Below are 20,718 nucleotides of genomic sequence, written 5' to 3' on the forward strand. Positions count from 1 at the left end.
GAGGAGTCAGTGCCCGGTCACTCGAAGCGACTGTGCGATCTCACAACGAATCGGGCGAGTCGGCGAATGCGGCGGCCACGTCGCGGGCGAGTCCTGTTGCGCGACGGGCCCACTCCGGCGTGCTGCCGGCCAGACCGCAACTGGGCGTCACCGAAATCTGTGATGCGAGCACAGAACGATCGAACCCGAGGCGGTCGATCAAGGTCACACCCGGCTCCGCGAGTTCCCGCCAACCCGTGGGCCGCTCGGGGGCCGCCGCTGGAATCAAGCCGAGCATCAGCGTCTTTCCCGTCTGCAGCAACTCGCCGATCCCGTCGAAGTCGGTGCGGCGCAGTCCGGTCGCGTCCACGGCAACCGCAGCAGCTCGCGAGCGGCGAAGCAGATCGAAAGGGACATCGGAGTCGCAGCAATGCACCACGACTGGGAGCGCAATGGTCTCCATGAGCGAGTCGAGCAGTTCGAGTGCGTCCGGTTCGGGAACCGAACGCACGGTATCGAGCCCGGTGATTCCCGTCAGGCTGCCGGCCAGAACGGCTGCGAGACTGGGTTCGTCGAGCTGAACCACGACGTCGACGCCGAGCCGACGCGCCACCTCCGCACAGTGCACCCGAAGACCCTCACCGAGGGCTTCCGTGAAATGCCGGACGGCTCCCCGGTCGGTCAAAGCCCGATGCCCGTGCCGAAGTTCGACATTGGCTGCCATCGTGAACGGTCCAGCGGCCTGAACCTTGATCGTGCGGCCGCTGCCGCGAAGCCCCGAGACCTCCCACAGTTCCTCGAGCACATCGAGGTCCTCGGCGAGAAAATCGCCGGCTCGACGACCGGCGAGCATCGGACGTGGCACGACCCGATATCCGGACGTGCGCACGTCGAGTTCGACGTCGACCATGATGGCTCCGGTGCGCCCGATCGTGTCCGCACCCAGTCCGCGTGCCGGGAGCTCGACGATGTGCGGTAGCTCGTCGAACTCACCGAGGACGATTGCGGCAGCCTCACGGATGTCGGTACCCGGCCAGGAACCGATACCGGTTGCCAGTCCTGCGAAATCGCTCGCGGTCACTCGCGCTCGGATCGAGTGCCCGAGATGGTCGAGCTACCGATGACGATGTCTCCGTGAATGTCCTTGCGGTACAACACCGCTGCCTGCCCCTTGGCAACTCCGGTGAGTGGAGCGCGCAACTGGATCTCCACCCCGTCGCCCACTGCCTCGGCGACGGCGTCGGTCAGCCCGCCGTGCGCGCGAACTTGGACGACGCACTCGATGGGACCGGTCGGGGCAACGCCTTCGGTCCACACCGCACGGTCTCCGCTGATGGCCCAGACATCGAGCTTCTGCGCGGAACCGACCATGACGGTGCCGCTCTCGGGCTCGATCGAGGTGACATAGCGCGGGCGGCCGTCGGCGGCAGGCCCTTCGACTCCGAGTCCCTTGCGCTGTCCGATGGTGAAACCGTGCACACCGTCGTGGTCGGCCAGTTCGACTCCGGTGTCGGAGTCGACGACCTTGCCCGGGCGCACTCCGATGTGTGCGCCGAGGAACGCGCGTGTGTCTCCCGAGGGGATGAAGCAGATGTCGTGACTGTCCGGCTTGTCCGCAACAGCCAACCCGCGCTCGGCTGCCTCCTCGCGGATCTCGGACTTCGGAGTGTCGCCGATGGGGAACATCGCACGCGAGAGTTGGCCCTGGTTGAGCACGGCCAAGACGTAGGACTGGTCCTTGTCCGCGTCCACGGCCCGGCGTAGCACTCCGTCGTGCAGCTGGGCATAGTGTCCGGTGGCCACGGCGTCGAAGCCCAGTGCAAGAGCCCGGTCCGCCAGCGCGGAGAACTTGATCTTCTCGTTGCACCGCAAGCAGGGGTTGGGAGTTTCGCCCGCTGCGTACGACGCCACGAAGTCGTCGATAACGTCCTCTTTGAATCGGTCGGCGAAATCCCAGACGTAGAAGGGTATTCCGAGCACGTCGGCGGCCCGGCGAGCGTCACCGGCGTCCTCTTTCGAGCAGCAGCCGCGCGAACCCGTGCGAAGCGCACCGGGAGCGGTCGACAAGGCCAGGTGAACGCCGACGACATCGTGGCCTTCGTCCACGGCACGAGCCGCGGCCACCGCCGAGTCGACTCCTCCGCTCATAGCAGCCAGAACACGCATCAGCGATTTCCTCCTCGAGCTCCGACGCCGGCCAATCCGGCGGCACGAGCACGTTCGACGACCTGCGGCAGCGCCGCAAGCACAGTGGTGACGTCTTCATCGGACGATCCGGTCCCCAGGGAGAACCGCAACGATCCACGGGCCACGCCAGGATCGAGGCCGAGCGCGATCAGTACGTGGCTGGCACTGGCCACGCCCGCAGTACAGGCGGAGCCCGTCGAGCATTCTATTCCCGCGGCGTCGAGCAGCATCAACAGCGAATCGCCCTCACAGCCGGGAAACGTGAAATGAACGTTTCCTGCCAACCGGTCGTCACCCTCGGGACCATTGAGGATGACGTCGGGAACGTTGTCTCGAATTCCGGCGATCAACCGATCACGCAATGCACTCAGTTCGGCACGGTGCCGTGACGCATTCTGGGTGGTCGACCGCAGCGCAGCTGCCATGGCGACGACGCCTGCGGTATCCGGAGTGCCCGAACGCACGTCTCGCTCGTGGCCACCGCCGTGGAACAACGGAACACACGAAACCTGACGACCCAGCAGGAGTGCGCCGACGCCCTGGGGTCCACCGAACTTGTGCGCGGCGATGCTCAGCGCAGACAGACCGCTGTCCGCGAAACTCACGGGCAGATGAGGGACAGCTTGGATCGCGTCACTGTGCATCGGGACGCCGTATTCGGCGGCGACGGCTGCCAGCTCGGTGATCGGCATAACGGTACCGATCTCGTTGTTCGCCCACATCACGGTGACGAGGGCAGTCTCGTCCGCGTGCAGGGCCAGTTCCGCTCTCAATACCTCAGGAGTCACCCGGCCGTCGGTGTCGACCGGGAGCCACGTGACAACCGCGCCGTCGTGGGCGACCAGCCATTCCACGGCGTCGAGTACGGCATGGTGTTCGACCGAGCTGGCGATGATTCTCGTCAGCGTGGGGTCGGAGTCACGGCGCGCGGCGAAAATGCCCTTCACGGCGAGGTTGTCGCTTTCGGTGCCACCGGAGGTGAAGATCACCTCGGACGGGCGCGCGCCGAGGTCCGCGGCTATCGACTCGCGAGATTCCTCCACCCGACGCCGAGCCGATCGGCCCGAGGTGTGCAGCGAGGACGCGTTTCCGACGGTGGTGAACACAGAGTTCATCGCCTCGATCGCACTCGGCAACATCGGGGTCGTTGCTGCGTGATCGAGGTACACCGGTGGCCGAGACGGGACGGTAGCAGTCGTACTGCGCACAGAAGGCATAACAGGCTAGACGATACCCGCTGCCCGGAGCGCGGACCTACCTGCGCAAGGCGGGTCCGCACTCACGTCGGTCGACGCTTCGGTCAGGCTGCCGCAACCGTCGGCGCACTCGGGCGGCGCTCGGCTTCGGCCACCACCTCGCGCACTGTGACCTGGTGCACTGTGGGGTCGTATACGTCGCCGCGACGAATCGCTACCTCACAGCGGCGTGCGAGGTCACGCCGGTCGCTGCCGGGTGCCTCCGGTGCCGTGAACTCCACTTCCGCCCGCAGGCCTCGAAGTCGGAAGATCCGGCCGATGGACGCGCCGATGGTTTCGTCTCCGACGAAGCAGGTCGCGGTGGTCTGTTCTCCGGTTCGGTCGAGGTACCGCAACCGGATCGGCTGCACCCACGTCTCGGAATCGATGGCCGCTTGCAACAACGCCGGGCGCAGCGAGCCGTAGGCGCGCCCACACCAGGTGGTGGCCTCGGGGAAAACGACGACCGATCCACCTGCTCGGACTCGTTCGGCCACCTGCTCGACGACACCGGGCAGCTGATGCAGGCGGGCTCGATCGATGGGGAGCACCTTCATGGCCCGTGCCAGCCGTCCGAGCACCGGCCAGTCGACCAGGTCGGCGCGCGCAACGAAGGTCGAGGGCCGGACAGCGGTGAGCACAACGACGTCGGTCCAGGAGATGTGCCCGGAGACATGCAGAGCTCCCCCGGATGTTCGAGATCGTTCCCGTTCCGAGCGGGCATCGAGGACTGTGAGGTCGATGCCGATGGCCAGCAACAGCATTCGAGAGCCGAGACGCGTCAGCGAACGACGAACCCGAGGAAAGGGCACGCCGAGTACGACCAACACCGGCAGCAATCCGAACGCAGTCAGTGCCAGCACGACGCGCAGGACGAGAACGATCCGTCTCACCGTCGGCGGGTTCTTCGGTAGACAACCGTCACCGCACGGCGACGACGGCATCCACGCATGAGCGTGCACGATCGGCTGCGTCACCGGGCACCCGACTCGAATGTCGTTGCAGCCGAACGTAACCGATCGAGGTAGCGGGTATTGGCCTCGTGCAGTCCGAGCAGCGCCACAAAATCCGCGACACCGAAATCGGGGTCGTGTGCAGGCTCCCCGCAGATGGAGGCCCCGAGTCGGAGGTATCCGTTCATCAACGGCGGCATGGATGTTCGCTTCGCAGGTGCGATGTCGACCAGGTCGACTCCGTCGACGACGACCGGAGCGTAGGGCCGGACCCGTCGATCGGGCGTCGTTGCATGCTTGTCCAACAGGCGATCTCGAACGCTTCGGACATTGGCCCCGAGAGGTTCACCCGGTGCGGATTGCATGGGAACCGACACACAGCCCATCACCCACTCGTACCCCGTCACATCGAGGTAGTGCAGTATTCCCGCCCACATCAGGCCGAGAACCGATCCGGATCGATGGTCGGGATGCACTGCGGCTCTGCCCATTTCGACGATGTTCATGCCGACGGGATCGAGTGCGGAGATATCGAATTCGGTTGCCGTGTAGTAGCCGCCTGCGGCCACCGCAGCCGGTGGCGGCAACATGCGGTAGCAGCCGACGAACGTGTCGGTCCACTGGTCACGGACGAGAAGGTGGTCACAGAATTCGTCGAACCGATCGGCGTCGAGGCCGTCGGGGTCGGTGGGAACAGCAAATCCCGGCTCGGACGCGAACACGTCGTAGCGCAAACGCTGCGCCGCGAGTCGGTGCTCCGGGTCGGTGGACAACACGAGTGAATAGCGGTCGGTGGCCGGGACGATCGATGCAGTCGAGCTCATGACGGAAGTGGTCATGAGGTGTGTCTAACGAGCCAGGAAGACTACCGAGCGTCGACAGGGGAACGTGTCGGAAGAGTTTGCATGAACAAGGTCGCCCCGACTCACGGGAGAAGGCCCCCACCGTCGACGCGGTGAGGGCCTTCTCGCAGAACAGCGACTGTCGCTATCCCTTGTGCTTCTTGACTGCGTCGGTCAGCTGCGGCGCGACGTTGAACAGGTCACCGACGATGCCGTAGTCGGCGATCTCGAAGATGGGAGCCTCTTCGTCCTTGTTCACTGCGACGATGGTCTTCGAGGTCTGCATTCCGGCCCGGTGCTGGATGGCTCCGGAAATGCCGAGTGCAACGTACAGCTGCGGGGAGACGGTCTTACCCGTCTGGCCCACCTGGAACTGGCCCGGGTAGTAACCGGAGTCGACGGCGGCGCGCGAGGCACCGACTGCGGCACCGAGTGAATCGGCGAGCTCCTCGACGACCGAGAACTTGTCGGCACTGCCGACGCCACGTCCACCGGAGACGACGACCGTCGCCTCGGTGAGCTCCGGACGGTCGCCGCCCACAATCGGGTCACGCGAGGTGACCTTGACGGTGCCGTCTTCCTGCGCCGGGACCTCGACGGTTTCGCGAGTTCCTGCTCCGGCCTTCGGCTCGGCCTCGACTGCGCCGGGACGCAGCGAGATGACCGGAACGTCGCCGTTGGCCTTGGCCTCGACGGTGAACGCGCCGCCGAAGATCGAGTAGACGGCACTGCCGTCGTCGTTCAACGACACGACGTCGTTGTGGTAGCCCGAGCCCAGGCGCGCTGCGAGCCGTCCCGCAACTTCCTTGCCCTCGATCGTGGCCGCGGTGATGATCGCCGCAGGCGAGACCGACTCCGCGAGTGCCGACAGCACGTCGACCTTCGGCGTGACCAGGAATCCGTCGATGTCGTCGGACTCGGCGGCGTAGATCTTCTCGGCACCGGCTTCGGCCAGCGCGTCGGCGACCTTGTCGGTGGTACCGACCGGACCGGTGACGACCGCGGACGGCTCACCCAGTGCGCGAGCGGCGGTGATCAGCTCGGAGCTGACCTTCTTCAGTGTTCCCTCGACGTGCTCCACGAGCACGAGTACTTCTGCCATGACTTGCTCCTCGTTTGTCTTCGATTGCTCGGTGGGGCGGGATCAGATGATCTTCTGGCCTACGAGGTAGGTGGCGATCTTGTCGCCGCCGTCGCCCTCGTCGGTGAGCCGCTCGCCGGCAGTCTTGGGAGGCTTGGGGGTCGACGAGGTAACCGTCGTGCCCGCATTGTCGACTCCGACGATGCCGTCCTCGACACCGATGTCGGCCAACGTGATGGTCTGCACCGTCTTCTTCTTGGCGGCCATGATGCCCTTGAAGGACGGGAACCGGGGCTCGTTGATCTTCTCGGTGACGCTCACGATGGCGGGCAGCGTGGCTTCGAGGCCGAAGATGCCCTCGTCGGTCTCGCGCTCGCCGGTGACCTTGCCGTCGGCGACGGTGAGCTTACGCAGCTGCGTCAGTGCCGGGATCTGCAGGTATTCGGCAATGATCGCGGGGACTGCACCGGTGCGTCCGTCGGTGGCCTCGTTGCCGGCGATGATGAGATCGGCCGGCTCGTCGTTCTCGAATGCGACGTTGCCCAACGCCGCGGCCAGGGCGTACCCGGTCTGGATGGCGTCGGAGCCGTGCAGGCTCGGGTCGTTGAGGTGCACTGCACTGTCTGCACCCATCGACAGCGCCTTGCGAATCGCATCGGTGGCGCGATCGGGGCCTGCGGACAGCACCTTGACCTCACCGCCCTGGGCTTCCTTGATGAGCAATGCCTCTTCGACGGCCCGCTCGTTGATCTCGTCGAGGACGGCGTCGGCGGCCTCGCGATCGAGGGTGTAGTCACCGTCGGTGAGCTTGCGCTCGGACCACGTGTCTGGAACCTGCTTGATCAAAACAACGATGTTCGTCATGGGTCTGCGTCGACCTCCTGGTCATGTTCTGCTGATCGTGAGTGTTCTAACGGTTCGTGCAGTTCTGGTGGTGCAGTTCTACCGCCTGGGACGAGGTTACCTCACCGTAGTTACTCATGGGTAACTTACCTCCTCGTCCGTCCGACCATACATCTGCGCCCCGACTGTTACGGAGACCACGTTGGCTTACCTCTCCTACGCCTCCACTAACCTTCCGTCGGTGAACGATTCTTCGGCTCAGGCACCGGTACCGGAACCACTCCCCCTCACCGGCGAGAGAACAGTGCCGGGTATCGCCGAGGAGAACTACTGGTTCCGCCGACACGAGGTGGTCTATCGAGCTCTGGTCGAGCGGTGCCGAGACTGCACCGTACTCGAGGCCGGATCGGGAGAAGGCTACGGAGCCAACATGATTGCCGACGTTGCAACGCATGTCATCGGTCTCGACTACGACGCCTCTGCGGCCACGCACGTGCGTGCGCGTTACCCCCGGGTGACAATGCTGCGCGGCAACCTCGACCGCCTTCCGTTCGCGGATTCCACCGTCGACGTCGTCGTCAACTTCCAAGTGATCGAGCACCTGTGGGACCAAGGCGCGTTCCTCGCCGAAGTGCACCGGATTCTGAAACCCGGCGGGACGCTCCTGATCAGCACACCCAACCGAATCACGTTCTCGCCGGGCCGCGACACACCGCTCAACCCGTTCCACACCCGCGAACTCGACGCCGCCGAGCTGACCGAACTTCTCGTCGACGCTCGCCTCGAGGTAACCCAACTCACCGGGGTCCGACACGGCAGTACGTTGGCCGCCCTCGATGCCAAACACGGTGGCTCCTTCATCGACGCGCAGATCGAACGGGCTCTGGCAGGCGAGCCGTGGCCGACCGAGCTGGCCGAGGACGTCGCGGCGATCACGATCGACGACTTCGAGATCGCCGCCGACCGCATCGACGAGAGCCTCGACCTGGTTGCAATCGCCAACAAGAGCTCGAGTTCGGTGATCGGGTGACATCCGGCACCACCGTGCCGGGCATGTTCTCTCTGGTGCTGCACTCCCACCTCCCCTGGCTGGCCAATCACGGCAGATGGCCCGTCGGCGAGGAATGGCTGTACCAGTCGTGGGCCGACTGCTACCTGCCGCTCACCGCGGCCCTCGAGCGACTGGCCGACGACGGACACACCGATGTGCTTTCGCTCGGTGTCACCCCGGTTCTGGCCGCCCAACTCGACGATCCACACTGCCTGTCGGGTATGCATCACTGGCTCGGAAATTGGCAATTGCGCGCCCACGAAGCCGCCGATCGCGCGCTGTCCGTTCGCGAACACCGAGGTGCGGCCGCTGCCCTCCAACAATTCGAGACCCGGTGGCGACATGGCGGCTCCGCGGTGCTTCGGCCGCTGCTCGACGCCGGGACGGTCGAGTTGTTGGGCGGCCCGCTCGCGCACCCGTTCCAGCCACTGCTCCATCCGCGTCTGCGTGAATTCTCCCTCCGAGAGGGCCTGCTGGACGCTCGCGCACGCTGGGGCACCGCCCCGTCGGGCATCTGGGCACCGGAATGCGGCTTCACACCCGGCATGGAAACCGAGTACGCGGCGGCCGGGGTCTCGCACTTCATGGTCGACGGCCCCGCAATGCGCGGTGACACCTCCCTCGGCAGGCCGGTGTGGGATTCGGACGTCGTCGCGTTCGGCCGAGATCTTCCGGTCAGCTATCGCGTCTGGTCACCCAAATCGGGTTATCCGGGACACGGTGCATATCGGGACTTCCACACCTACGATCACGACACCGGTCTCAAACCCGCCCGAGTCACCGGCCGCACGGTCGCCTCGAACGACAAGGCTCCCTACGATCCCGCACGGGCTGCGGCAACGGTGGATCGCCACGTCGAAGACTTCGTGGAGGTGGTTCGTCGACGCCTGGTCTCGGAATCGGATCGGATCGGCCGTGACGCTCTGGTCGTGGCCGCATTCGACACCGAGTTGTTCGGACACTGGTGGCACGAGGGCCCTCAGTGGTTGGAGAAGCTCATGCGCGCACTCCCGGCCGCCGGAATCACAGTCGGCACGCTGAACGACGCACGCGAGCAGGGGTATGTCGGTGCACCGCTCGAACTGCAGGATTCCTCGTGGGGATCGGGCAAGGACTGGCGAGTGTGGGCAGGAGACGATGTCGCCGACCTGGTTGCGCTCAATTCCGAGGTCTCCCGGACCGCGCTCGACGCGGTCGATTCCGCTCGGGAGCACCGACCCAGCCACGGTGGGCCGGAACTACGCAATCGGGTCAGCGATCAGATACTGCGTGAGACACTGATGGCAGTGGCCAGCGACTGGGCATTCATGGTCAGCAAGGACTCCGCCGCCGGTTATGCGCGGGAACGCGCGCACGTCCACGCGCACGCTCTGCGCGAGATCGCTGCCGCGGCCGTCGGCGGTTCGACAACCCGGGCGGCCGAACTGGCGAGGCAGTGGAACCGCGCGGACGGATTGTTCCCCGCGTTGGACGCGCGCCGCCTACCCGGTGCGCACAGTGGCAGCGAGCCTGAAACTGCAGGGGGACGTCGATGAAGATTCTGATGGTGTCGTGGGAATACCCACCCGTGGTGGTAGGCGGACTCGGTCGCCACGTCCATCACCTGGCGACCGAGCTGGTCCGCTGCGGACACGAGGTCGTCGTCCTGTCGCGTCGACCCACCGGAACCGACGCCGCCACGCACCCGACCTCGCATCACATCGAGGACGGCGTGCTCGTCGTTGCCGTCGCGGAGGACCCGGCTCACTTCGTCTTCGGGGAAGACATGCTCGCGTGGACCCTCGCGATGGGTCATGCGATGGTCCGGGCCGGTGTCGCGCTGGGTAAGCCGGGGCTGGGCGAGGGCTGGCAGCCCGACGTCGTCCACGCCCACGACTGGCTCGTTGCGCACCCCGCTATCGCTCTGGCCGAGTTCTACGACGTACCGCTCGTCTCGACCATCCACGCGACCGAGGCCGGACGTCACAGTGGCTGGATCTCCGGTCCCGTCAACCGTCAGGTGCATTCCGTCGAATGGTGGCTGGCCAACGACTCGGATGCGGTCATCACCTGCTCGGCGTCGATGCGAGACGAGGTGACCGCGTTGTTCGGTGTGTCCGAGTCGGCAGTCTCGATCATTCGCAACGGAATCGACGGATCCACCTGGAGCTTCCGAAGACGAGAGCCCCGATTCGAGCCCGCGAAGCTGCTCTACGTAGGCCGGCTCGAATACGAGAAGGGCATCCAGGACGCAATTGCCGCCCTACCCCGTATTCGGCGCAGCCACCCGGGCACCACTCTGCACATCGCCGGTGAGGGAACGCAGTTCGCTTGGTTGGCGGGGCTGGCGCGCACGCACCGGGTGAGCCGGGCAGTGTCGTTCCTGGGCAACCTGGACCACACCGAGTTGCTCGGTTGGCTGCACGGAGCCGACGCCATCGTCCTGCCGAGCCGATACGAACCGTTCGGCATCATCGCCCTCGAGGCCGCGGCCGCAGGCACACCGTTGGTCGCGTCCACCGCAGGCGGACTCGGCGAAGCAATCGTCGACGGTGTCACGGGTCTGTCCTTCGCGCCCGCGGACGTCGCTGGACTGGCCGCGGCCGTGCGGAAGGTGCTCGACAACGCCGACGCCGCGCAGGAACGGGCGGTAGCGGCTCGAGAACGCCTCGATGTCGACTTCGACTGGAAACACGTCGCCGAGTCGACGGCGCGGGTCTACCTGGAAGCCAAGCGTAAGGTTCGCCATCCGCTGGGCCGTCCGCACATAGTCGAACGCGCTCTCCCCGGCCGTACCTGAGCCGCCCGACGTGCACGGAACTTAGTGGGCGACGAAGTTCCGTGCACCTCGGTGTCAGCTCTCCCGCGCCGCCTCGGCCTGACCGAGGGCCTTCTTGCGTGCAATATCCTCCAGCGCCGCAATGTATTTCGCGCGATCTGCAGCACCGGCTTCCCACGCGTCCTTACGGTTGCGGACAACTTTGGCCGGTGCACCGACGGCGATGCTGTAATCGGGGATCTCGCCCTTGACCACGGCATGGGCACCGAGCACGCAGCCGCGCCCGATCCTGGTCTCACGCAGAATCGTCACCTTGGCGGCGATCCAGGTGTCGGGCCCTATTCGCACGGGCCCCTTCACGATTCCCTGGTCCTTGATGGGCATGTTCACATCGTCCATCCGATGATCGAAATCGCAGATGTAGCACCAGTCGGCCACCAGCGTCGACGCGCCGATCTCGATGTCGAGGTAGGTGTTGACGACGTTGTCCTTGCCGAACACCACCTTGTCACCGATCCGCAGCGAACCCTCGTGGCATCGAATGGCATTGCCGTCGCCGATGTGTACCCAGCGTCCGATCTCGAGACGCGAGAGCTCGGGGGTGGAGTGGATCTCGACGTTCTTGCCGAGAAACACCATGCCCCTCAGAATCACGTGCGGATTGGCCATCTTGAACTTCGCAAGTCGGTAGTACCGCACGAGATACCAGGGCGTGTACGCCTTGTTCGCGAGCACCCAATCGAGGGACGCACGCGTCAGGAAACGCGCCTGCTCGGTATCGCGTCGTCTCGACCCGCGCCAGCGTGTCCGCAGCGGCGCGTTCCACATACTCGTCATGGTCGTTCACCCTAGTTTCTCGTTCGCCCGCTCTCTGCCGGCACCCGTCGGCGGGCTAGGGTTGCCTGTCGACTGTTGCCAGTCGGCGCAGGAGAACAGGACGCCCCGGCACCGCGTCGGGCACGGAAGACCTCATGGGGAGCGATCGATGCACGGCGTCAGGGCCCACGGCAGGACCGGCAGAAAGGTCACTGCGTTCGCCGCTGCGGTTGTGCTGGTGACCCTGAGCGGCTGCAGTTCCGACACCGCTGCCATCGAACCGCTCTCACCCGATTCGTGGCCCGCCTCCCACGCGAACGCGCACAACAGTGGATCGACCGCAGTGTCGGTCGACTCTCCCCTCACGTTGGACTGGACCCGGCCCACCGGCGGGACCGTGAGCTCTCCGGTGTCCATCGGCTCGACCGGCCAGATGTTCGTCACCGCAGCCACCGAATCCGGGTGCAACCTCTTCTCCTTCGAGATCGACTCCGCTCGCAAGCGCTGGTGCAATCGCGTCGGACCATCGGTCGTGACGGCAACGCCTACCGTCGACTCCGCGATCAACGTGTACATCGGTGACGACGGCGGCATGAACTCGTACAACGATCACGGGCAACTTCGTTGGCGGACACCGGTGTACGGGGTACCGAAGTCGGCTCAGTTCCTCGGCGACGGGAGCGTGCTCTCGGTGACCCAGATGGGTCAGGTCAGCGTTCTGGACACCCAGAACGGGCAGCTTCGAGTGCCCATCCTCGACCTCGTTCCGACGCCGAACTTCCTCACCGATCCGAACTCCGATTTTCAGCCGGTCGACACCGGGCTCGCCGAGTGCAGTGCGGGAGGGTCGGAGTGCGTCGTACCAGCAGCACCCGCGGTCGACACCGCAACCGGAGCGATCTATCTCACACTGTGGCGTCCGGGTTCGATTGCGCCGCAACTCGTTTCACTGCAGTACAACCGCGATGGCTCCCCCGGACTCACCGAACGCTGGTCCTCGGACCTCTTGCCCGCAGGAGTCGCGTCGTCTCCGGTGCTGTCCGAGGACGGGTCGACGGTCTACGTGGCCGACGTCGACGGCCGGTTGACCGCGTTCGACACCGCGGACGGGCGGCAGAAGTGGACCGAGGGCACCGGACTCGGAGTCGGGGCGTCCCCGTCGATCGCCGCGGACGGCACCATCGTCCCCGCCGGCGGTGACGGCACCTTGGTCGGATTGCGCGACAACGGCGATTCCGTCGAGCGGGTGTGGGTGCGCGACGACATCGAACAAGCGGGAACAGCAGCACAATCCGCAGACGGCCGCGGCCATACCGTCGTCCGCGACGGCGACGGACTGGCACTGCTCACGTTCGATTCGGCTACCGGCAACACGGTGGACTCGCAGCCTGTTCCCGACGTCGTCGGCGGCACCGTCGGCACGTCCATCGGGCCGGACGGACAGGTCGTCACCGCGAGCTACCTGGGTGAGATCTTCACCTACACCGGCTGATCGATCGCCCCGGGCGCGCAGACGAAGGACACCGCGGACCGATCGATGCGGGTGATGACCACCGAGAGTGCGACGCTTCCGCGAAGCTTGAGCTTGGGCCGCAGTATCGCGGGATCCACGTCCACTCCGCGCACGAGCATCTCGACCGAGCCGCAGTCCATCCGATTCAGTTGCTGCCGAAGCACTTTCTCGGAGAACTTGGACTGCTCCAGAACCCGAAAGCCGCGTACCCCCGCCGGTACCGTATCGCCGGTCAGGTATGCGATTCTCGGATCGAGTTGCCACAGACCGAATCTGGCACCGTAGTGACGAACCAGACCGGCCCTGACCACTGCCCCGTCGGGGTCGACGATGTACTGCCCTGGCGGCCGTACCGGAATGTCGTCGGATTCGGCATCGGTGATGTCCAGTGCGCTGCCATCGGAGCGAAGAACTGCCGCACGACGCCGAATGCCCTTCTCGCTGAGCCCTTCCGACCACAGGCAGGCTTCGCGCACTCCCCCGTCGAGCGAGACCACCTCTATCTCGCCGGGCCAATCGACAGCGTCGAAGTCGAGACCGGGCGCGCATTTGACGACCAGATCTCGGCCGCGATAGGCGTCGAACAGTTCCGGTAGCGGAGGTTGCAGCGCTGCCGGATCATGGCGTCGCCGCCCGCCCGCTCGGCGGCCGGGATCGGCCACGACGACGGTCCCCCGCGTCGTCGGTGTCAGTGCGTCGGCCCGCAGCAGGGTGGCAGCAGGCACGTTGTGTGCGGCCATCCGAAGCCGGATCGGGTCGAGATCGCTCCCGACCGCCAGCTCGGCTGATCCGACCAGCACGGCCAGTTCACTGCCGATGGAGCACGTGACATCGTGCACTCGACGACCGGCCAGTCGCTCGGCACGCCTGCGCGCCACGAGTGTCGGAGTGGCTTGCTGGACGGCGTCGTCGGTCACCAGCCAGTGATCGGACTCGAACAACTTCACCCGGGCCTTGCGGCGGACAGTGACGGTTTCGATCAGGGCACTCGCGTGGTCGGGGAAGCGAGTGCGCACCGAGGCTGTGTCGCGCACCGAGGTTCGAGCGTTCAGCTCGAGATGGTCGACCGCAGCAAGAGCTCCGGCACCGGCCTCGCTTCGTAGGAAGTCGAGGTCGGTGCCGGTGAATTCGTAGCCCACTAGCGGTCTCGGAGTCTGCGGCGGTCCGAGCCGATCAAGCGCGAGGAGCAGGTTTGGTGCCGGTGATCATCACGTTGTAGAACAGCCCGCGCGGCACCACGTGCTGCAGCACGTTCTCGTCGACCCAGCTCAGTGTCTTCCAACCGCCGAAGGCGAACTTCGCCCAGTTCCAGCCCAGCTTGCCCGCCGGAACGGCAGCCTCGAAGGTCCGCACCGGCCACCCGAGCAGGGCGGCGGCGAACTCTTCGGTGTTCGCCTGCACGCGCTCGGCACCGGCCGACAGCGCGATGTTCTCCAGGTCGGTGGGATCGAATGTGTGGAGGTCGACGACGGCCTCGAGCGCAGCGGCTCGCGAAGACTCGTCGAGCTCTTCCTGCGGCTTGCGCCAACTCGCCAGGAACGGCAGCTTCGTCACGCGAGTGGTCGTTTCCCAGGTGATGCGTCCGAGCCAGCGAGCGTAGAAGTTACCGACGGTGGTGGGTTCGCCTGCGAAGACGAATCGCCCGCCGGGCTTGAGCACGCGCAACACCTCGCGCAAGGACTGCTCGACGTCCGGGATGTGATGTAGCACAGCGTGTCCGACCACCAGATCGAACGTGTTGTCGTCGTAGGGAATGGTCTCGGCATCGGCAACTCGGCCGTCCACGTCGAGACCGAGGTGCCCGGCGTTACGCAGTGCAACCTTCACCATTCCCGGTGACAGGTCGGTGACCGACCCCTTGTCGGCAATACCCGCCTGCATCAGATTGAGCAGGAAGAAACCGGTTCCACACCCCAATTCCAAGGCGCGGCCGTACGGCAGAGCGGACTGCGCGTCGGCATCCCCGGAGACAGCCTGATCGAACCTTCCGCGGGCGTAGTCGATGCAGCGCTCGTCGTAGGAAATCGACCATTTGTCGTCGTAGGTCTCGGCTTCCCAGTCGTGGTAAAGCACCTGCGCCAGTTTGGTGTCCGATCGCGCGGCCTCGACCTGTTCGGCAGTGGCGTGCGGGTTCGGGGCGGGATCGACCGTCCGGTCGTCGGCCTCGGCCGGGGCCGTCACACTGGAGATCGATCGATTCACACCGTCGTGGGGGCTTGCAGTCATCAGGCGAGCCTACTATCCGGTAGCCGTGAAACAACTCCGTCGGTCGACGGGGATTGCGTCACCGGCCGGTGAAGGTCGCTTTGCCCGGGCCGTCGGCCACGAAGGACTCCATCCCGATCGTGCGATCGTCGGTGGCGAACAGCGCCGCGAACTGCTGGGCCTCGATCCGAAGGCCGTTGGTGAGATCGACGTCGAGTCCCTGGTCGATCGAGGCTTTCGCGGCGGCGAGCGCCCGCGATGCTCCCGTGGTGAATTGCATGGCCCACGCCCGCGCCGCGTTGTACACCTCGTCGGGGGCCACCACCTCGTCCACCAGACCGATCCGCAGGGCCTCCTCCGCTCCGACGAAGCGGCCGGTGAAGACCATGTCCTTTGCTCGACTCGGACCGATCAGCCGCGCGAGTCGTTGAGTGCCGCCGCCGCCGGGAATGACACCGAGGAGCACTTCGGGGACACCGAACTTGGCGTTGTCGCCGGCAATTCGACGATCGGCGCCGAGGGCGACCTCGAGTCCACCGCCGAGCGCGTATCCGGTCACGGCAGCGACGACCGGCTTGGGGATGGTGCTCAGCGAGCCCAGAGCGGACTGCAGGTCTCCGGCGATCTCCGCCATTTCCGCCGCCGACAGCGCCACCATCTCCTTGATGTCCGCACCGGCCGCGAACACCTTCTCGCCGCCGTACACGACGACAGCCTTGACGTCGGTGTTCACGGTCGCTTCCCGAGCCGCCGAACGAATCTCTTCCTGCATCTGACGATCGAGTGCATTCATCGGCGGTCGGTCCAGGCGGATGGTGCCGATACCGTCGGATACTTCGAGATTCACGAACTCAGCCATGGGCCGAAAGGCTACCCGGCGACAGTTCAGCGATCGGCCCAGGGATGTCGCGCTCCGGCGTAGTACGCGTCGTCCCCGTCGAAGATCACCCGGACCGCGCCGTCCTCACGGGTGAGAATCGGCAGGATCGGGGTGATGTCACGTTCGTGATCGACAACGTCGGCGACGGTGTCGAACCGAGACAGTGCGTCCAACTGGCTCCAGGTCGGTGGGAGCAGGATGGTGTTTCCCTTTCGCCAGTCCGCCAATGCATCATCGGTCGAACGCCAACTCACCGATGCTGCTTCGCTGGTTTCCCCGTCCGCCTTCTGGCCTTCCGGAAGCACTGCGACGAAGAACCGGGTGTCGTACCGTCGCGCTTCGCCCACCGGCGTGATCCAGTGCGACCATGGCCTGAGCAGGTCCGAGCGCAGCACCAGGTCGTGTGCGGTGAGAAATTCGGCGAACGAGAGTTCGCGGCGCTCGAGTCGACCTCGCTCGGCGGCGAACGGAGCAGTGTCGGCAACGATGGAATCCGGTGCCGACCCGGCCAGGAGTACACCGCACTCCTCGAACGTTTCGCGCGCCGCGGCGCACACCAGCGCTTGCGCCTTGCCCTCGTCGGTTCCGAGGCGTTCGGCCCACCACGTCGGCGGTGGACCTGCCCATCCCACGTCGGCCGCAGCGTCCGATGGATCGACTCCGCCTCCGGGAAATACCGTCATTCCGCCCGCGAACGCCATTCCGCCCACCCGTTCGAGAAGAAATACTTCTATCTCGGAACGGAGGCGTCCGTCACGGATCAGGATGACTGTCGAGGCGTCACGCGCAGGTACGTGATCGGCAGCACTGTTCGAGCTCATGAAAGGCAACGTACCGCTGAGCAGCTCAGCGAGATCGGGGTGGTCCAGCGCTAGCGTCGGTGCGCACCGGCAGCCCGAGTGCGACGGGCGAAGAAGCGGCCATCGACACGGTCGAGAGCGATCGACTGGCTGAACGCCTCGGTGAGGTTCTCCGCGGTGATGACATCGTCCACCAGCCCCTGGGCCACCACACCGCCTTCCTTGAGCAGCAACGCATGACTGAAACCCGGGGGGATTTCCTCGACGTGATGGGTGATCAGCACGGTGGCGGGGGAATCCGGGTCGGCGGCGATATCGGCAAGACGTGACACCAGTTCTTCGCGACCGCCCAGGTCGAGACCCGCCGCAGGCTCGTCGAGCAGCAGCAGTTCGGGGTCGGTCATCAACGCACGCGCGATCAGAACCCGCTTGCGTTCGCCTTCCGAGAGGGTGCCGTAGGTGCGAGTGGCGAGATGCTCGGCACCGAGACTTTCCAGCATCTCCACAGCGCGCTCGGTGTCGATTGCGTCGTATTTCTCGCGCCAGCGTCCCAGCACGGAGTATCCGGCGGAGACCACCAGATCGGACACGAGCTCGTCGGCCGGAATGCGGTGGGCCAGCGAGGACGACGACAACCCGATCCGTGGCCGGAGTTCGGAGACGTCGGCTTTGCCCATGACCTCGCCGAGAACGTGGGCGACACCCGATGTCGGATGGATCTCGGCTGCCGCGATACGCAGCAACGACGTCTTTCCGGCACCGTTCGGTCCGAGGACGACCCACCGTTCGTCCAGTTCCACCTTCCAGGTGACGGGCCCCACCAAGGTCACACCACCTCGGCGAACGACGACATCGGTGAAATCTACGAGCAGGTCGGGATCCGGTTCAGACACGACGCCTATCTTCCCGCACATCGACCCTGCATTCACGGCAGGATGTGCACGCGTGTCGCCCAATCACGATCTGCCCGCCAGCGCCCATCGAACAGAGGACCAGGAAACTGGCTCCAATCCACCTGGATCGCCGTTCCCCCTCGGTGCCACGGTGATGTCGACTGGCACTCAATTTGCAGTCCACGCGCCCGAGGCCGACGGCGTCGAGGTGTGCCTGATCGATCCCGACGGTGGCGAACGGCGAGTAGAACTGACGACCAGCACGTTCGGAGTTCGACACGGCTTCGTTCCGGACGTTCGACCCGGTGACCGATACGGCTTCCGAGCGCACGGCCGGTGGGATCCGCACGCGGGGCGTCGATTCAACGGTGCGAAGATTCTGCTCGACCCCTCCGCCCGTCAGGTCAGCGGAGAATTCGGAGACCCGTCGGCTCTGTTGGCCTACGAAGACGATCCGTTCGGGGTGCCGAGCACTCGTGATTCGCTCGGGCACCTCCCCCTCGCCGTGGTTCGCGCACCTCTCGCTCACGCCGGCCGACCGGCGCGCCCGTCCGTGCCCTGGGACCGTACCGTTCTCTACGAGCTGCACGTGGGATCGTTCACTGCTCGTAATCCTGCTGTCCCCCAACATCTTCGCGGCACCTACCTGGGACTCGCTCACCCCGCGGTGCTCGAACATCTCGCGCGTATCGGCATCACGTCCGTCGAACTGCTGCCGGTCCACACCACCTTCACCGAGCCCGGTGTACGCGCCCGCGGAATGCGGAACCACTGGGGTTACTCGACGGGGGCGTACTTCGCGCCGGATCCACGGTTCGCCGCCGTTCCCGGCGACGAGGTCGACGAGTTCCGCACCATGGTCGACGCGTTGCACGGCGCGGGGATCGAGGTGATCCTCGACGTCGTCTACAACCACACGTGCGAGTCCTCGGTCGACGGGCCGTCGATCAGTTGGCGCGGCCTCGATGCTCCCGGCTACTACCTTCTCGACGGCCGCGGATCGGACGTCGACCTGACCGGCTGCGGCAACACTCTCGACTCGGCGTCGCCCGCGGTCGTGCGCATGGTGTGCGACAGCCTGCGCTACTGGGTCGACGAGATGGGCGTCGACGGGTTCCGGTTCGACCTCGCGAGTACTCTCGGCCGGCCCGGTGGTTGGCGATTCGATCCTCGCGCACCGCTACTGACCGCGATAGCCGTGGATCCCCTTCTGGCCCAGGTCAAGCTGATTGCCGAGCCGTGGGACGCCACCGGTGCCGGCTACCAGGTCGGAAACTTCGAAGTGGCGTGGTCGGAATGGAACGATCGCTACCGCGACACGGTTCGAGGCTTCTGGGCGGGCCAGCACGGCGTCCGTGAACTGGCCTCCCGCCTGGCCGGTTCCGAGGATCTGTTCGCGGGTAGCCACCGACTGCCGTGGGCGTCGATCAACTTCGTCACCGCACACGACGGATTCACCGCCCGCGATCTGGTGTCGTACGAACGAAAGCACAACGGAGCCAACGGCGAAGAGAACCGAGACGGAACCGACAACAACTCCTCGGTCAACCACGGTGTCGAGGGCGAGACCGACGATCCGTCCGTACTCGACGCGCGTGGTCGCCACGTGCGCGCTCTCCTGGCCACGTTGACCCTCTCGACAGGCACGCCGATGCTGCTGGCCGGCGACGAACTGGGCCACACGCAGTCCGGCAACAACAACGCGTACTGCGTTCCCCAGGACGCACCGATCGAGGACTCCTGGGCAATCGACTGGAACAGCGCCGATCAGGACATGATTCGATTCGTCGGTCGGTTGCTCCGTGTCCGAGCGAGCGCTCCGACGCTGAGACAGCAGGAATTCTTCACCGGCCGCGCCACTCCGACCGGTCGACCGGACCTGGTGTGGTTCGACTCTGCCGGTAGGGAATTCGATACGGATCGGTGGAACGACGACTCGGTACGCACGATCACGGCGTGGGTCGACGGTTCCGACGTCCGCTCCTACGACTCGGACGGCGGGCAGGTCGACGATGCGAGTTCGCTCTTGATCCTCCACTCGGGCGGACCCGCTGAGATCACCCTTGCCTGCCCGAGCTGGTCGACGTCCCGGTTCGTCCCGGTACTCGACTCCTCGTTCCCGGACGGAGTGCCGCCGAATACGGCTGCGCTGGAGGCAGGTTCGACGATATCGGTGGCCGGCTCCACGGTGCTGGTGTTCCGCAGCGCGGGCAGGTAGGTCATGAACAGCTGCACGAGCGGACCGACCCCGAGTGCGTAGAGCACCGTTCCCAGCCCCAGCGTGCCGCCGAGCAGCCAGCCGGTGAGCACGACGGTCAACTCGATTCCGGTACGGGTGAGCCGGATCGACCACCCGGTTCTGGCCACCAGACCGGTCATCAAACCGTCACGTGGGCCCGGGCCCATTCCGGCACCGATGTACAGGGCCGTGGCGAAGGCGTTCACCACGATTCCCGACACCATGGCCAGCGATCGAATCACGAGTCCGTCGAGATGCGGTAACAGTGCCGACGTCGCATCGACGGCCACTGCGATCACCACGACGTTGCTCACGGTCCCCAGACCCGGACGTTGCCGCAGCGGAATCCACATCAGCAAGACGGCCACTCCGGTGATCGCGGTGATGGTTCCGAAGCTGAGCGAGACGTGGCTTTCGAGGCCCTGATGAAACACATCCCAGGG

Annotated in this window: 18 protein-coding genes; 5 read left to right on the forward strand and 13 right to left on the reverse strand. The window is 65.7% G+C overall.

Going from position 1 to position 20,718, the window contains the following annotated elements:
* Positions 1-40 precede the first annotated feature (40 nt).
* The 7 genes from CH305_RS24490 to CH305_RS24520 all read right to left on the reverse strand — a co-directional run bounded on the left by CH305_RS24490 (position 41) and on the right by CH305_RS24520 (position 7,141).
* Positions 41-1,060, reverse strand: a complete 1,020-nt coding sequence (locus tag CH305_RS24490; protein WP_032376986.1) for a methionine synthase — start codon at positions 1,058-1,060, stop codon at positions 41-43.
* A complete protein-coding gene (gene mnmA, locus CH305_RS24495; protein ID WP_037155651.1) occupies positions 1,057-2,145 on the reverse strand; it encodes a tRNA 2-thiouridine(34) synthase MnmA in 1,089 nt (362 codons plus the stop codon). The genes CH305_RS24490 and mnmA overlap by 4 nt, the downstream gene beginning before the upstream one ends.
* On the reverse strand, positions 2,145-3,383 hold the full coding sequence (locus tag CH305_RS24500; RefSeq protein ID WP_052058834.1) for a cysteine desulfurase family protein: 1,239 nt from the start codon (positions 3,381-3,383) through the stop codon (positions 2,145-2,147). The genes mnmA and CH305_RS24500 overlap by 1 nt, the downstream gene beginning before the upstream one ends.
* Before the next feature lie 83 nt (positions 3,384-3,466).
* The gene (locus CH305_RS24505; RefSeq protein ID WP_256983980.1) at positions 3,467-4,378 is read right to left on the reverse strand and encodes a 1-acyl-sn-glycerol-3-phosphate acyltransferase; all 912 of its coding nucleotides are present in this window, start codon (positions 4,376-4,378) and stop codon (positions 3,467-3,469) included.
* Positions 4,375-5,193 carry a GNAT family N-acetyltransferase gene (locus CH305_RS24510; protein ID WP_032403138.1) on the reverse strand — a complete coding sequence of 273 codons (819 nt, stop codon included), beginning with the start codon at positions 5,191-5,193 and terminating at the stop codon, positions 4,375-4,377. Before CH305_RS24510 ends, CH305_RS24505 begins: the two co-directional genes overlap by 4 nt.
* A 148-nt stretch (positions 5,194-5,341) precedes the next feature.
* On the reverse strand, positions 5,342-6,298 hold the full coding sequence (locus CH305_RS24515; protein ID WP_037174086.1) for an electron transfer flavoprotein subunit alpha/FixB family protein: 957 nt from the start codon (positions 6,296-6,298) through the stop codon (positions 5,342-5,344).
* A gap of 42 nt (positions 6,299-6,340) precedes the next feature.
* Complete coding sequence (locus CH305_RS24520; RefSeq protein ID WP_032376980.1) at positions 6,341-7,141, reverse strand: electron transfer flavoprotein subunit beta/FixA family protein; 801 nt, start codon at positions 7,139-7,141, stop codon at positions 6,341-6,343.
* 220 nt (positions 7,142-7,361) lie between these two features.
* On the opposite strand from CH305_RS24520, the gene CH305_RS24525 reads away from it, so the two are divergent.
* Genes CH305_RS24525 through CH305_RS24535 form a run of 3 tightly spaced genes read left to right on the forward strand, consistent with a single transcriptional unit; the run spans position 7,362 to position 10,950 of the window.
* Positions 7,362-8,150 (forward strand): bifunctional 2-polyprenyl-6-hydroxyphenol methylase/3-demethylubiquinol 3-O-methyltransferase UbiG, encoded by a 789-nt coding sequence (locus tag CH305_RS24525; protein ID WP_080734605.1) that lies wholly within the window; start codon positions 7,362-7,364, stop codon positions 8,148-8,150.
* Positions 8,151-8,173: 23 nt separating this feature from the next.
* Positions 8,174-9,706, forward strand: coding sequence for a glycoside hydrolase family 57 protein (locus CH305_RS24530; protein ID WP_094705326.1), 1,533 nt, complete (start codon positions 8,174-8,176; stop codon positions 9,704-9,706).
* Positions 9,703-10,950, forward strand: a complete 1,248-nt coding sequence (locus tag CH305_RS24535) for a glycosyltransferase family 4 protein (protein ID WP_094705098.1) — start codon at positions 9,703-9,705, stop codon at positions 10,948-10,950. Before CH305_RS24530 ends, CH305_RS24535 begins: the two co-directional genes overlap by 4 nt.
* Positions 10,951-11,004: 54 nt before the next feature.
* Here the strand turns inward: CH305_RS24535 and CH305_RS24540 are convergent, their stop codons facing one another.
* The gene (locus tag CH305_RS24540; RefSeq protein WP_032403132.1) at positions 11,005-11,766 is read right to left on the reverse strand and encodes an acyltransferase; all 762 of its coding nucleotides are present in this window, start codon (positions 11,764-11,766) and stop codon (positions 11,005-11,007) included.
* A gap of 148 nt (positions 11,767-11,914) precedes the next feature.
* Here CH305_RS24540 and CH305_RS24545 point away from each other — a divergent pair, with 148 nt between their 5' ends.
* A complete protein-coding gene (locus tag CH305_RS24545; protein WP_094705100.1) occupies positions 11,915-13,237 on the forward strand; it encodes a PQQ-binding-like beta-propeller repeat protein in 1,323 nt (440 codons plus the stop codon).
* On the opposite strand, the gene CH305_RS24550 is transcribed toward CH305_RS24545, so the two are convergent.
* Genes CH305_RS24550 through CH305_RS24570 form a run of 5 tightly spaced genes read right to left on the reverse strand, consistent with a single transcriptional unit; the run spans position 13,225 to position 18,057 of the window.
* On the reverse strand, positions 13,225-14,397 hold the full coding sequence (locus tag CH305_RS24550; RefSeq protein WP_094705102.1) for an SAM-dependent methyltransferase: 1,173 nt from the start codon (positions 14,395-14,397) through the stop codon (positions 13,225-13,227). The genes CH305_RS24545 and CH305_RS24550 overlap by 13 nt on opposite strands.
* Positions 14,398-14,431: 34 nt before the next feature.
* A complete protein-coding gene (locus CH305_RS24555; protein WP_094705104.1) occupies positions 14,432-15,484 on the reverse strand; it encodes a class I SAM-dependent methyltransferase in 1,053 nt (350 codons plus the stop codon).
* 58 nt (positions 15,485-15,542) lie between these two features.
* Entirely contained in the window at positions 15,543-16,322 is a 780-nt protein-coding gene (locus CH305_RS24560) for an enoyl-CoA hydratase/isomerase family protein (protein WP_032403128.1), read from the reverse strand.
* A 26-nt stretch (positions 16,323-16,348) separates the two neighbouring features.
* Complete coding sequence (locus CH305_RS24565; RefSeq protein ID WP_094705106.1) at positions 16,349-17,164, reverse strand: NUDIX hydrolase; 816 nt, start codon at positions 17,162-17,164, stop codon at positions 16,349-16,351.
* A 50-nt stretch (positions 17,165-17,214) separates the two neighbouring features.
* Complete coding sequence (locus tag CH305_RS24570) at positions 17,215-18,057, reverse strand: ABC transporter ATP-binding protein (RefSeq protein ID WP_032403580.1); 843 nt, start codon at positions 18,055-18,057, stop codon at positions 17,215-17,217.
* 49 nt (positions 18,058-18,106) lie between these two features.
* Between CH305_RS24570 and glgX the strand changes: the two genes are divergently transcribed.
* On the forward strand, positions 18,107-20,254 hold the full coding sequence (gene glgX, locus CH305_RS24575) for a glycogen debranching protein GlgX (protein WP_256983988.1): 2,148 nt from the start codon (positions 18,107-18,109) through the stop codon (positions 20,252-20,254).
* The last annotated feature ends 464 nt before the right edge of the window (positions 20,255-20,718 follow it).

It is taken from the genome of Rhodococcus sp. 15-649-2-2 (genome assembly GCF_002258645.1).
In the GTDB taxonomy this organism is placed as follows: Bacteria; Actinomycetota; Actinomycetes; order Mycobacteriales; family Mycobacteriaceae; genus Rhodococcoides.